Source organism: Neobacillus citreus (assembly GCF_018343545.2).
In the GTDB taxonomy this organism is placed as follows: Bacteria; Bacillota; Bacilli; order Bacillales; family Cytobacillaceae; genus Neobacillus; species Neobacillus citreus.
Genome location: NZ_JAGYPE020000001.1, coordinates 211,489 through 224,698, shown reverse-complemented (window position 1 = coordinate 224,698; position 13,210 = coordinate 211,489). Strand labels below are relative to the sequence as shown.

Sequence of the window (13,210 nt, the reverse complement as noted above, 5' to 3'; positions counted from 1 at the left end):
CTATTTCTTCATTCTTGGATCAAATGCATCTCGTAATCCATCACCAAAAATATTAAAACCTAAAACTAGTATGGAAATGGCCAGCCCTGGAAAAATAGCGATATAAGGTGCTGAGAATAAGAAATCCCTTCCATTGCTTAGCATCGTCCCCCACTCTGGAGATGGAGGCTGGGCACCAAGCCCAAGGAAGGATAGGCCAGCTGCTGAGAGAATGACTGTTGCTAGTCTTAGTGTCCCTTGTACAATGATAGGTGACAGGATATTCGGTAATATATGTTTAAAAATAATTGTTATATCATTCGCTCCCAGCGAACGGATGGCATCAATGTACTCAAGCCGCTTTACTTCTAAAGTCGAACCGCGAACAATTCGGGCAAATAACGGAATCGAGTATGCTCCTACTGCAATGGTTACATTTGTTAAGCCAGGTCCAAGTGCACTGATGATTGCCAATGCTAGTAAAATTCCAGGGAAAGCTAGCAGGATATCCATGATTCTCATAATCGTAGAGTCAATCCATTTTCCATAGTAGCCCGCAACAAGTCCAAAAATAATACCAAAAAAGGCACCGAAGATTACGGCGGTGATTCCAATCCCCATTGACAGTCTTGATCCAAATAGAATCCGACTTAAAATATCTCTTCCTTTATCATCTGTTCCCATCCAATGATCTGGGGATGGAGGTATTAATTTATTTTCCAATTTAATTTCGTATGGATCATAAGGAGCAAGTAATGGTGCGAAGAGTGCAACTATTATATAGAAAAGTATAATGATAGCACCAACCATTGCCGCTTTATTCTGCATTAAAATGGAAAGAAAATCTTTCAGTTTAGATTCTTTTGGATGATTCATAGTTTGTGTTACTGCAACTGTTTGTTTTGTTTTTGCTTCAAGTGTCATGCAAAACCCTCCTTAATTATTTTATTTGAATGAATGCTGTAGTTTCTGGTTGTCATGTTCCTCCTTATGAAAGCTAATTTTTTTAAGTGGAATATGTACAAAATTATCAAAATTTAAGCGAAAGTAAATATTTTTTAAATTGTTTGTCAAAATAGTTAAAATTTAAGTAAATATTCTGTAAATATTTCAAATCATCATCTTCTATAATGCAGATAAGCAAATTTAGAGGCAGGTGAAAAAACGGATATAGCGTAGATACAGAATTTAAATAACATCATAAAGGGGAAAGAGTTATGGAGAAAAAAAGACGCACCATGAAAAATGGCATTCTATTTGTTTTAATAGGATTAATGCTGCTGTTTGCTCAAGCTTGTTCAACAAAATCAGTTAATACCAACGAAACAGCTGGGAAGAAAGATGAAGTTAAAAAAGGTGGAATTCTTACTGTAGTTCGTCTTTCTGATGCAACGAAATTAGACCCACATTTTATAACCGATATTCCTTCTGCTAATGTTGTTTATCAAAAGGTATATCAGGGACTGGTTGTACCAGACAAAGATTTTAAAATTCAACCACTGTTAGCAAAAGAATGGAAGGTCGTAAATGATACAACTTGGGAATTTAAATTAAGAGAAGGTGTTAAATTCCATGATGGAGCATCATTTAATGCAGAAGCTGTGAAGGCGACATTTGATCGTTTATTAGATCCAAAAACTGGATCGCCACAGCGTACGAAATTTGCCATGATTAAAGAAGTAAAAATTGTTGATGATTATACCGTTCAATTCTTGCTTGACTATCCATATGCTCCACTTCTATCTATATTAGCTAGCCAAGAAGGAAGCATCATTAGTCCAAAAGCGTTGGCTGAAAATCCAGAAAAACTAGCTGAACATCCAGTTGGAACTGGCCCATTTGTTTTTAAAGAATGGAAAAGCGGTCAAGAAATTTCACTTACGAAAAATGAAAATTACTGGGGGAAAAAGCCAAATATCGATGGCGTAGTATTTAAAGTTGTTCCAGAAGATGCAACTCGTCTAGCCATGATTGAAACGGGCGAAGCGCATATCAACGATCAAGTCCCTGTCACTGAAATTGAACGGATCGAAGCTTCAGATACCATGGAGCTTTATCGCACCGAAGGACTTGCTGTTGAATTCCTCGGCTTTAACGTAAAGAAAAAACCATTTGATGATGTAAGAGTCCGTAAAGCAATCAGCCATGCGATTGAAAGAGAAGCCATCATTAAAGGTGTTTATAATAATGTGGGGACTCTTGCTAACGTTGCCATGAGCCCTAAAGTATTCGGTTATAGCGACAAGGTAAAGCCGTATGATTATGATTTAAATGAAGCCAAAAAATTGTTAAAAGAAGCAGGCTATGAAAAAGGGTTAGAGATTACCTTAGTTACCAGCGATCGTAAAGAACGTATAAATATGGCTGAAGTTATTCAATCTCAGTTAAAAGGGATTGGGGTAAATGTGAAGATTCAAGTGATGGAATATGGTGCATTTATTGAAACTCTTAATAAGGGACAACATGAAATGGTCATCAACGGATGGGGAAATGCCACTGGCGATGGAGATTATAACCAATACAACTTATTCCATTCTTCTTCACAAGGACCTGCAGGGAACCATTTCTACTATAGTAATCCTGAAGTAGACAAATTGATTGAAGATGCGCGTAGAGAAACTGATGAGAAAACACGCTTAAAACTGTATGAGGAAGTTATGCAAAAAGAAATTGACGATGCAGTTTATATTCCAATCCGCAATTACGAGTACTTAGCAGTAAGTAATAAAAATGTAAGCGGCTATTGGTTAAACGCTTCAAACTACCTAATGATTGATGATGTAGTTATTAAGTAAAAAGCTTGATTGAATGTTGATGAAGGAAAAGTACTTTTTTACAAAAGTGCTTTTCCTAATTTTTTTTCATAGGAGGAAATGAAATGACGACTTTTTGGTTAACAAATGTTCGTTTAGAAAAAGGCTTCAAATATGAAAATGAACGTATTGCCGCTACTGAAACAGAAATTTGCCATTTGAAAATTGAAGGAGGCAAAATCACCGAAATCACTAGTGAATCTCCTAACTTGGGTGAAAAGCAGGTTGATGCGAAGCAGCAGCTATTACTGCCATCCTTACGAGATATGCATATTCACATCGATAAAACCTATTATGGCGGACCTTGGAAAGCGTGTACTCCAATCACAAAAGGGATCTTTACCAGATTAGAAGAAGAAAAGGTGCTTTTGCCAAAGCTTTTACCAACTGCACAGGAACGCGCTGAAAAAATGATTGAATTATATATTCGAAATGGGCATACCCATATCCGCACCCATTGTAACGTCGATCCGGTCATAGGATTAAAAAATTTGGAAGCAACTGTGAATGCTTTGAAAAAATATGAGGATGTCCTAACCTATGAAATCGTCGCCTTCCCGCAGCACGGTCTTCTCAGGAGTGATTCTGTTCAATTAATTCGCGATGCGATGAAAAATGGAGCTACCCTGGTAGGGGGTGTTGACCCGGCAACGGTTGATAGAAATATTGAAAAATCATTAGCGACGATTTTTGAAATTGCTGTTGAAAACGATAAGGGTGTCGATATTCACCTTCATGATCCTAACACATTAGGTACATTTACTTTTGAAAGAATGGCTCACTATACGGAGCAAGCCGGGTTAAAGGGAAGAGCAACCATCAGCCATGGGATAGCACTAGGCGATTTATCGGGGGAAGCACTCGTTGAAATGGCGGCTATTTTAAGAGAACAAGAGCTTGATGTGACAACAACTGTACCGGTTAATCGTCCTACTATACCAATTCCGACTCTTGATAAATTGGCTGTTCCGGTTTCCGTAGGCCATGATAGCATCACGGACCACTGGTCTCCATTTGGCACTGGAAATACCATTCAAAAGCTTGGAACCCTTGCAGAGAGATTCCGATTGAGCGATGAATACTCTTTATCAACTGTCTTAAAATATGGAACTGGCGGTATAACGCCACTTAATGAAAAAGGGGAACGTGTCTGGCCAAATGTTGGCGATGACGCAACCATGATGTTAGTAAATGCATCTTGTTCAGCAGAAGCAATCGCAAGGCGGGCCACTGTAGAAGCCTTATTTTTTAAAGGGAAAAAGGTCGAAAGTAAGCTAACGGAAACAAATGAAGTAAGAGTGTAAATGAGGGGGAATGAAGAATGACTGCTTCATATTGGTTGACAAACGTTCGATTAGAAACTGGATATCAACAAGATGAGAAGGGTGTTTATGAAACGAAAACATCACTCTTCCATTTAAAAATAGCGGACGGGAAAATTATTGAGAAAAAGGACGCCAGTTTTGTTATCCCATCTGGGGAAACAAAGGTAGATGGAAAAGGATTATTAGCGGTTCCGACATTTAAGGAGATGCATAACCACCTTGATAAAACTTATCTTTCTCTTGACTGGAAGGCACCCATTCCAGCAAAAAATTTGACTGAACGTTTACGTTTAGAAGCAATGGAACTGGATGCATTGGCTCCATCTACTAAACAGCGGGCAAGTGCCATGATTGAACTGCTACTATCCCAAGGTTCTACGCATATTCGTTCTCATGTGAATATTGATCCATATATCGGGTTGAAAAACTTGGAAGGTGTCAAAGCTGCTCTTGAGAACTATTCTGATAAACTAACCTATGAAATTGTTGCATTTCCTCAGCACGGACTTTTAAAGGACAATGTTATTTCCCTAATGAAGGATGCCATGAGAAATGGCGCAGATATTGTTGGCGGGCTGGACCCAGCAGGGATTGATCGTAATATTGAAAAATCTTTATATGAAGTTATGAACCTAGCAACAGAATTTGATGCTGACGTCGATATCCATTTGCATGACGGCGGTCATGTTGGCTATTATACGGTAGATAAATTAGCTGAATTGGTTGAAGAGGCAAAATGGCATAATCGTGCAGCCGTCAGTCATGCCTTTAGTTTAGGGGACGTGCCGGTCCCGCAGCAGGAAGAGATCGCTGAAAAGCTTAGCAATTTAGGGATGTCGATTATGTCCACGATTCCAATTAATAGAACGCTTCCTCCAATTGATTTATTAGACCGCAAAGGGGTTAATGTCTATTTAGGCTGTGATGGTTTCTATGATTCATGGGGACCGTTTGGAACAGGTGATGTACTTGAAAAGGTGACTCGCTATGGAGAGTTATATCGCAAAAGCGATGAACTGTCTCTTTCTCAATCGTTAAAATTTGCAACTGGAGGACCAACAGCATTAACGAAAGATGGGAAAGTGGCTTGGCCGCTTGCAGGAGACGAGGCCAACCTTGTTCTTGTTAATGCATCTTGTACGGCAGAAGCGGTTGCAAGAACACCAAAACGAGAAGCTGTTATTTTTAGAGGGAAAGTCGTTTCGGGTCAAATTTAATCCTTCATGGAAGATAATATTCTCTAAAAGAAAAAGCCCCGTAATGGGCTTTTTTAAATGGAATATGGAAACCTTTAACTTTATAAATCAAACTAAAAAGTTAATAATTTGATAATGTTTTTTATACGAGGAGTTAAGTTCTGTCAGGTACAATCAATGTACGTCGACGAAGTCATAAATCAAGCATACAAATGAAATAATACCCTTTAGGGCCAGTAAATAATATTATTGAATTAGGGGATGTAAAAATGATCAAGAAAACAAAAATATTAACACCTTTACTCGGATTGACATTAGCATTAACAGTATGTGGCATAAGTACACACGTCAACGCAAGTGAACAAAAGAATGCAACAAAAATAGTACAAACGAAAACAAATATTGCCCAAGATTCAAATAAAAAAAACAAAACCGAAAATAAAATGACTAAAGGTCAGAAAATGGCTAACATTCTTAGCAGCACAAATTGGCAAGGTACAAGAGTATACGACAAAAATAATAATGACTTAACAAAAGAGAATGCAAATTTCATCGGCCTTGCGAAATATGATGCGAAATCAGGCAGATATGAATTTTTTGATGCTAAAACGGGTAACAGTCGTGGGGATAAAGGAACTTTTTTTATCACAAACGATGGGAAGAAGAGAATTTTAATTTCTGAATCAATGAAGTACCAAGCAGTTGTTAATATGACAAAACTAAATAAAGATGTTTTTACTTATAAAAGAATGGGAAAAGATGCTAATGGCAATGAAGTAGAAGTATTCGTTGAACATGTTCCATATAAAGACAAAGAGCTGTCATTTACTGATCCGGACAGGCAGTTGGATACTACTACAGGAGATATTGTTAAAAACATTGATGGAGATAAAATTTTAGGCTGCACCCTTTGGCACGGAACAAAGGTATTGGATGAAAACGGCAATGATGTAACACAATATAATTCCATGTTTATAAGTCTGGCAAAATTTGATGATAAGACGAATAAATATGAGTTTTTCAATGAAGAAACTGGCAAAAGCCGCGGTGATTATGGATACTTCGATGTGGTACACGAAAATAAGATAAGAGCCCATGTTTCAATTGGAGCTAATAAGTATGGTGCCGCTCTTGAAATTACTGAGCTTAATAAAAATAAATTTACTTATAAAAGAATTGGTAAAGACAAAGATGGCAAGGACATAACTATATTCGTTGAACATGAACCTTATAAAGGTGATTTTAAACCTAAATTTAGTTTTTAAAAGCAGTTAATATATAAATGGATGGGAAATAAATGAATTAAAAGCAAGGTTGTCTACAAAAAGGTGACAACCTTGTTTCCTTTACGGTAAAGTAAAAAAACTGTACCTCGGCAGGAGGCACTCTCATGTCCATTCGGTGGCGATTATTCATTTCACATACAACGATGCTAATCGTGACGCTAGTACTTTTCTTAATAAGCGCTTTGCTGATTCCAGTGGCAATTACAGGGGATATTCGAAGTATTAAAGATTTGTATACACGTCAATATGCGCTTAAGCCATTAACAAAACCAGAGGAAAATGTATTCCTAGATGTTAAATATTTAGCGAAAAAACAACCAAGTCAATTATTAAATGAAACCACACTTAAACAATTTGATCAAAAGTTAGATCCAGTTTCCTCTGGATTAATCATCCGTAAAGGAAAAAGAATTGTCCACTCTTCAAAAATTTTAAATTCTATAAAGGATGAAAAAAAACTTCCTTCTTTTGAACCGGAAAATATTAAAGTACGAGAGACGATCAGTATAGGTCATCAATTTTATTTATATGTAAAGTTCGATTTTTATTTTCCGGATCAGGAAAAAGGCAGTGTTATCATTATGAGGGAAGTGAGTCCTTTTGTTGAACTGTCAAGAAGCTTATTTCCATTAATATTTGGGTTACTATTTCTTTCTTTAATTCTTGTAAATGGTTTATTAAGTTATTTGGTCTCTAAGAGTATTATTAAGCCATTATTTTCTTTGAAAACTGCAACAGAACAAATGGGTGAAGGTAATTTAAACGTGAAGATTAATCTTGCGAGGCGGGATGAAATTGGTCAGCTTAGCTATGAATTTGACAAAATGAGGAAAAAGCTTAAGGATTCCATAGAGCTTCAGCTTCAATATGAAGAAAGCAGAAAGGAGTTAATTTCCAATATCTCACATGATTTAAAAACTCCGATAACGGCTATCAGAGGTTATATTGAAGGAATACAGGATGGTGTTGCAGATTCGCAAGGGAAAATGGAGAAATACCTCTCAACAATCAAACGAAAAGCGACAGATATGGATCAATTAATTGATGATTTATTCCTTTTTTCTAAATTAGATTTAAAGAAGTTTCCATTTTACTTCGAAGACATTGAAATTAACCGTTTTATCATAAATTTTGTTGAGGAAGCAAGTTTTGATTTAGAGGAAAAAGGTATTCAAGTTAATGTTGAAAATAGGACGAAAAATGAAGTGATGGTGATTGCCGACCGCGATAAATTAAGGCGGGTAATGACAAATATCATTAATAACTCGGTAAAACATATGAAAAAGTCTGAAAAAAATATATGTATTAATATAAATGAAGAAGCAGATTTTGTTGCAATTGAAGTCCGTGATAATGGTTCCGGAATCGAGGAGCAGTCACTCCCATATATTTTTGATCGTTTTTATCGCGTGGATACATCAAGAAATAAATCAACCGGCGGCAGCGGACTTGGACTTGCAATTGCAAAGCAGATTATTACGGAGCATGACGGAGATATTTGGGTGGAAAGTCAATTAGGGCTAGGAACGAGTATCTTTTTTACATTGAAGAAGTCAATTTAGAGTGGTGAGTACATTGAAAAAAATTTTAATCATTGAAGACGATCTTGATATTGGGGAATTGCAACAAGACTACCTTGAGATTAATGGATATGATGTTGAATTACAAACCTCAGGAAAGGAAGGATTAAAACGTGCACTAAATAAAGAGTATGACTTATTAATTATCGATATCATGCTTCCAGAGGTGGATGGGTTCGAAATTTGCAAACAAGTAAGAGCTGTAAAGAATATCCCGATCTTAATTGTCTCGGCCAAGAAAGAAGATATTGATAAAATAAGAGGCCTAGGGCTTGGTGCCGATGATTATATTATTAAACCTTTCAGTCCAAGTGAGCTAGTTGCTAGGGTAAAGGCCCATTTAGCACGATATGAGCGTTTAATAGGAAATATGAATACAGCCAAAAAGGAAATAAGAATCCGAGGGCTTGTCATTGATGAAATGGCGCGAAAGGTTTATGTGAATAATCAAAAGATCTCTTTAACTGCAAAAGAATTCGATTTATTACTTTTCTTAGCTCAGCACCCAAACCGGGTCTTTAGTAAAGAAGATCTCTTCGAAAGCATTTGGGGATTGGATTCATCTGGGGATATTACCACTATCACGGTTCATATCAGGAAGATTCGCGGTAAAATCGAAAAGGATCCCTCGAATCCTCAATTTATTGAAACTGTTTGGGGTGCGGGATATATGATGTCGGTTTAATCGAAGGTTGACTTTAATTTTTTTCAGAAATATTTGATAGGATATGATTATGATACTTATAAAACGATCTATTTGTATAATGTTATTTTTTTTAGTAGGTTGTCAAAACTCAGTAACATCGGAAAATTCAATTAAAAATCAGATTGTAAAGGTGGATAACATGAAAGAACAATTTTTTAATGCTGTAGAAAAGGGGGATATAGCCGAGATTAATAACTTACTAAATAAGGGAGTAAATATAAATAGCCAGGATGATTTGGGCAGGACAGCAATCATGATTGCTGCCTATGCTAATGATGTTGCAACAGCCAAAGCCTTAATTGAAAAGGGGGCTGATGTTAATATTCAGGATAATATGAAAAATAATTCCTTCCTTTATTCTGGAGCAGAAGGGTATATTGAAATATTGAAACTGACAATCGAAGCAGGTGCTAATCCCAAACTCCTTAACCGATATGGCGGCACAACTTTAATCCCAGCCTCTGAGCACGGGTTTGTTGAAGTTGTTAAAGAACTCCTAGAAAATACAGAAATAGATGTTAATCATGTAAATAATTTAGGCTGGACAGCCTTAATGGAAGCTATTGTTCTAAACGACGGGGGTAGGAAACAACAGGAAACCATTAAGCTATTAATAGAACATGGGGCTAACGTGAACATACCGGATTCTGAGGGTGTCACACCGCTGCAACAGGCAAAAGAAAGAAATTTTTCTGAAATTGAAAAAATTCTCCTTCAAGCGGGTGCAAAACGCTAGAAAGGCAATAGTTTTTGAGAATACTCATCTACAAAAAAGGCGAGACTTTTAATTAAAAGTGCTCGCTCTTTCTTATAATAAATCATATTAAAAATTCTTTGTGTGAAGAAGCTAAATCCCTATAGTGTGCAATCTCGTATAATTACCTAGACAGCATTCTTTTTGGCACTTTCTGAATTCTTGGATTTCACTAAAAGACTGCCAAAGTAGTAGAACAATGCAGCTGAACCTATACCAAATGCCACAACGGAAAGCTGTGGAGCGGAGAAATTGACCACCAGTGCAACTATGGCTGCCATTCCCCATGCAACAAACGCCAGCGGTTTCCATTTAGCCGAATCAACAGATTGGTTCCTGCGGAGGATAAGTTGGTCCATAATGATGATTGTGGCGATTGGTGGAACAATGAGGCCTAAAAGCTCCAGCCAGCTTTGGAATGCACTCCAAATCCCGGATACAGCTGCAATTATTCCAATAATTCCTAGAATAATTGTCAGCAATCTCATACTCTTTCCGGTCATATGGGAAAAACCGACGGCTCCATTATATAAACAGTGTGTACATCCAACTCCCAGATTAATAAACACGAATATGATAGCCAACATGGAAAGCAGCGGTCCTTGTCCAGATAAAATTGGCATAAAGTCCCCGCCGTTCGTTACAGGGTTTTGAATGACACCTGTCGCAACGATAATTGCACCAACCACTTCGGCAATGAACTTCCCAAATGGGAAGGCAGTAAATGCTGCCAAAAATCCTTCACGCTCATTTTTGGACCAACGAGTAAAGTCAGCGGTCATCGTACCAGAATCAGCGAATGTGGCAAATACCAAAGTGACTGCTGCGCCAAATGACATTAGGCCCGCACCGGCAATTGGTTCATAATTAAAAATATCTGAATTTCCCGTTTTAATCGAGAAACCTATTGCAACAAAGCCCAAAATGAGATATAGCGGTGCCGCAATCCAGCCTAATATGGTTAACGCTTTAATTCCAATAAACGTTGCGGCTACATAAAGAACCCCACCTAGTAAGGTCATTAATAGCATCGGAGCACCAAATGAGCGGGCCATGGTATCCCCTGTAAGGCCAGTCATTAAGGCAAACCATCCAACAACAACTGTTGAAAGTAATCCTGAAACAGCTATATATCCAAGTCGTCCAAAGGTTTTCTGAGCGGCCATTGCAAAGTTTTCTCCAGTTTTTCCCGCCAAATAACTTAATGAGCCGACAATCAGGCACAAAAGCAAGTTTCCGGTCAGAATTGCAGTAACACCAACTTTAAATCCAAGCATGGCAGTAATTACGCCGCCAATTACAGCACTTGTTAAAACCATTGGAAATCCAAACCAAACGGCTGCAACGGAAGCCAGTGATTTTCTATATTCTTTTGGTACAGGAGTGGTTTCAAATTCTGGATCCAAAAGCATATTTTCCTTTTTATTAGTAGACATACAATTCCTCCTAGTAGATATAATGTTGGTTTATTTTTAGTTGCGTCATTCTCACCACCTTTACTTGTTTAAAGCGTTTTCTTAGGATCCTTATTCTTATTTTAAAGTGGAAAATTTTAACGGTCTTTAGATATAGCAACTAAAAAACAACCATAATGCTTATGCATTCCGTACAAAGGTTTGTGAAAGAACTTTGAAGTTGCATGCAAAATAAAAAAATAATCCCTGCTTTGCAAGGAGTATAAATTCTGCTTGCAAAGCAGGGAGAGAGTTTAATACTTTTTTTATGAATCTATTTGAAGTTTTTTGTTGAGCAGTCTGTATATTTTTAATGCTAATTGGATTTGAAGCAGTTCTTCTGCATTTTTTAAATCACTGTTCAAGATTTCTTTAATTTTTTCAATTCTATATATGAGAGTATTACGGTGCAAAAACATTGCTTTTGCAGTTTCACTAATATTAAGGTTATTGTGAAAATAATTCTCTAAGGTATTAATATAGCCGGTACCATGGAATTTATCATGCTCATATATTTTCCCGAGACGTTTCATGAAGAAGTCTTCAAGCTCCATATCTTTTACATTTGAATCCAAAAAGTGATAGATGCTATGGTCTTCAAAATGCGAGATACCCCCACGGTCATCGAACTTTTGCATTAGTCTTATGGATTCATTGGCTTCTGAGAAGCTCTTATGCAGGGACTGTATTCTTTCATACTGTCTGCCAATTCCAATTAAGAAAGTCGTATTCTTAATATGTTTCCCTAGAACATCGTATATTTTTTGGGCATATTGTTTCGCTTCATAAACGGAAATCGGTGCTCTATTTTCATGCTGTCCAATCAAAATAATAATTCGGTTATTACGGTGAAAGCAGGTAACTTCTCCATTGGAATAATTAGAATGCTCATAAACTAAATCCACGCATTTTTTGGATCTGTTCTCCACTTGAACCCTTCTGGCGACCAAATCCTCAAATTGATCCTGATCATTGGAATCTATATTAATCACCATACTATGGTACTTATATTGTGAATTTAATCCATGCATTTCACTTAAAGTCTGAATGGATTCAGTTGAGGCGATTTTTCCGGTGAGCAAATCATCAAAAAAGTCCTGCCTAATTTTTAACTTCACTTCCTCGATTTCCTTCGCTTTAATTCTTTCCAGGGCAATGTTCGTTGATGCTTGTTCCAAAATGATAAAGTCAAACTCGGTTAACTCACGTACAGTTTCCCAAACGATTATATACCCGTAAATATTACTTGCGGCAGCTACAGGCAAGATACGGCATTTAACTTCAATATCCTCCAAACGGAATAGTCTTTTAATTGATCTTTTCATATCACTTATATCTTCAGGTATAGCGTCTATGAACTCTTTAGGAAAGGAAGGTCTATTTTTAATTAAATCAAAACAATACGAAAGCGGTACTTTGTTGTTGATGTGCTCAATTGCGTTCACCAGCTTCCAATCTTGATCGACTATGATTACCGGATTACCAATTGTCTCTGACAACATGGAGGAAATCCGCTCTATTCCTCCGCCTTCAAGTGTAATTCTGAAGAACAAACTATGCATATCTAATGTTTTTCGATTTAATAAATCATACCTGCCTGATGCTTTCTCATTGATAATCGAAATGACCCTTGAAAGGGTGTATTGATAGGGAAGCTCTATAAGAGGAAAACCATACTCATTCGCTTTATCAATCATATTTTTCGGAAGTGTATCGAAGTAACGTTTCATTTTCACGATCAGTCCAGCACAGTTAATTTCAGCAAGCTCTTTAATGATTCTGTTTTGTAATTCCTCATTATCCTTGAAAATATAACCAGTCGATAGCAACAATTCATTTGGTGAAAGCCAGTCGAAAGCATCGGGATTTTCAATAATATTTACAATTGAAATTTCATTGTTAATTCCTTTTTCTCCCGCAACAATCTTTATGCCATCAATCGCTTTTATATTAAATAGTTCTTTAACCGTAAGCAAACTTCTCTCGCTCCTTTGTCAAAATTTAAACACAATCCATTATGCAAGTTGCACAATTGAATAGATGGCTTTTTGGATTTTATAAACGATGACGGTGTTATGCATTATATCTAGAATAATCATGTAAGCTTCATACTTTGT

The 13,210-nt window shown here is 36.9% G+C and carries 10 protein-coding genes; 7 read left to right on the top strand and 3 right to left on the bottom strand.

The window, feature by feature from the left end; translation table 11 throughout:
- On the bottom strand, window positions 1-855 hold the full coding sequence (locus KHB02_RS01075) for an ABC transporter permease (RefSeq protein ID WP_241113662.1): 855 nt from the start codon (window positions 853-855) through the stop codon (window positions 1-3).
- Between the two features lie 362 nt (window positions 856-1,217).
- On the opposite strand from KHB02_RS01075, the gene KHB02_RS01070 reads away from it, so the two are divergent.
- The 7 genes from KHB02_RS01070 (at window position 1,218) to KHB02_RS01040 (ending at window position 9,621) form a co-directional block, all read left to right on the top strand.
- Window positions 1,218-2,774 carry a glutathione ABC transporter substrate-binding protein gene (locus tag KHB02_RS01070; RefSeq protein WP_213141279.1) on the top strand — a complete coding sequence of 519 codons (1,557 nt, stop codon included), beginning with the start codon at window positions 1,218-1,220 and terminating at the stop codon, window positions 2,772-2,774.
- Window positions 2,775-2,857: 83 nt separating this feature from the next.
- The gene (locus tag KHB02_RS01065) at window positions 2,858-4,096 is read left to right on the top strand and encodes an amidohydrolase family protein (protein ID WP_213140503.1); all 1,239 of its coding nucleotides are present in this window, start codon (window positions 2,858-2,860) and stop codon (window positions 4,094-4,096) included.
- 17 nt (window positions 4,097-4,113) lie between these two features.
- On the top strand, window positions 4,114-5,334 hold the full coding sequence (locus KHB02_RS01060; RefSeq protein ID WP_213140502.1) for an amidohydrolase: 1,221 nt from the start codon (window positions 4,114-4,116) through the stop codon (window positions 5,332-5,334).
- Between the two features lie 248 nt (window positions 5,335-5,582).
- A complete protein-coding gene (locus tag KHB02_RS01055; protein WP_213140501.1) occupies window positions 5,583-6,578 on the top strand; it encodes a DUF4822 domain-containing protein in 996 nt (331 codons plus the stop codon).
- Between the two features lie 125 nt (window positions 6,579-6,703).
- Window positions 6,704-8,161 (top strand): sensor histidine kinase, encoded by a 1,458-nt coding sequence (locus tag KHB02_RS01050; RefSeq protein ID WP_213140500.1) that lies wholly within the window; start codon window positions 6,704-6,706, stop codon window positions 8,159-8,161.
- 13 nt (window positions 8,162-8,174) lie between these two features.
- A complete protein-coding gene (locus tag KHB02_RS01045) occupies window positions 8,175-8,864 on the top strand; it encodes a response regulator transcription factor (protein ID WP_213140499.1) in 690 nt (229 codons plus the stop codon).
- A 49-nt stretch (window positions 8,865-8,913) separates the two neighbouring features.
- Window positions 8,914-9,621, top strand: a complete 708-nt coding sequence (locus tag KHB02_RS01040) for an ankyrin repeat domain-containing protein (RefSeq protein ID WP_420848054.1) — start codon at window positions 8,914-8,916, stop codon at window positions 9,619-9,621.
- A gap of 146 nt (window positions 9,622-9,767) precedes the next feature.
- Here KHB02_RS01040 and KHB02_RS01035 read toward each other — a convergent pair whose 3' ends face one another.
- Both KHB02_RS01035 and KHB02_RS01030 read right to left on the bottom strand, forming a co-directional pair.
- On the bottom strand, window positions 9,768-11,075 hold the full coding sequence (locus tag KHB02_RS01035) for a cytosine permease (protein WP_213140497.1): 1,308 nt from the start codon (window positions 11,073-11,075) through the stop codon (window positions 9,768-9,770).
- Between the two features lie 284 nt (window positions 11,076-11,359).
- Complete coding sequence (locus KHB02_RS01030; RefSeq protein ID WP_213140496.1) at window positions 11,360-13,069, bottom strand: PucR family transcriptional regulator; 1,710 nt, start codon at window positions 13,067-13,069, stop codon at window positions 11,360-11,362.
- Window positions 13,070-13,210 lie beyond the last annotated feature (141 nt).

What these genes read in the sequence shown, in the direction of transcription:
- KHB02_RS01075 (WP_241113662.1), bottom strand. Translation starts at nt 855, where the DNA reads ATGAATCATCCAAAAGAATCTAAACTGAAAGATTTTCTTTCCATTTTA.
- KHB02_RS01070 (WP_213141279.1), top strand. Translation starts at nt 1,218, where the DNA reads ATGAAAAATGGCATTCTATTTGTTTTAATAGGATTAATGCTGCTGTTT.
- KHB02_RS01065 (WP_213140503.1), top strand. Translation starts at nt 2,858, where the DNA reads ATGACGACTTTTTGGTTAACAAATGTTCGTTTAGAAAAAGGCTTCAAA.
- KHB02_RS01060 (WP_213140502.1), top strand. Translation starts at nt 4,114, where the DNA reads ATGACTGCTTCATATTGGTTGACAAACGTTCGATTAGAAACTGGATAT.
- KHB02_RS01055 (WP_213140501.1), top strand. Translation starts at nt 5,583, where the DNA reads ATGATCAAGAAAACAAAAATATTAACACCTTTACTCGGATTGACATTA.
- KHB02_RS01050 (WP_213140500.1), top strand. Translation starts at nt 6,704, where the DNA reads ATGTCCATTCGGTGGCGATTATTCATTTCACATACAACGATGCTAATC.
- KHB02_RS01040 (WP_420848054.1), top strand. Translation starts at nt 8,914, where the DNA reads ATGATACTTATAAAACGATCTATTTGTATAATGTTATTTTTTTTAGTA.
- KHB02_RS01035 (WP_213140497.1), bottom strand. Translation starts at nt 11,075, where the DNA reads ATGTCTACTAATAAAAAGGAAAATATGCTTTTGGATCCAGAATTTGAA.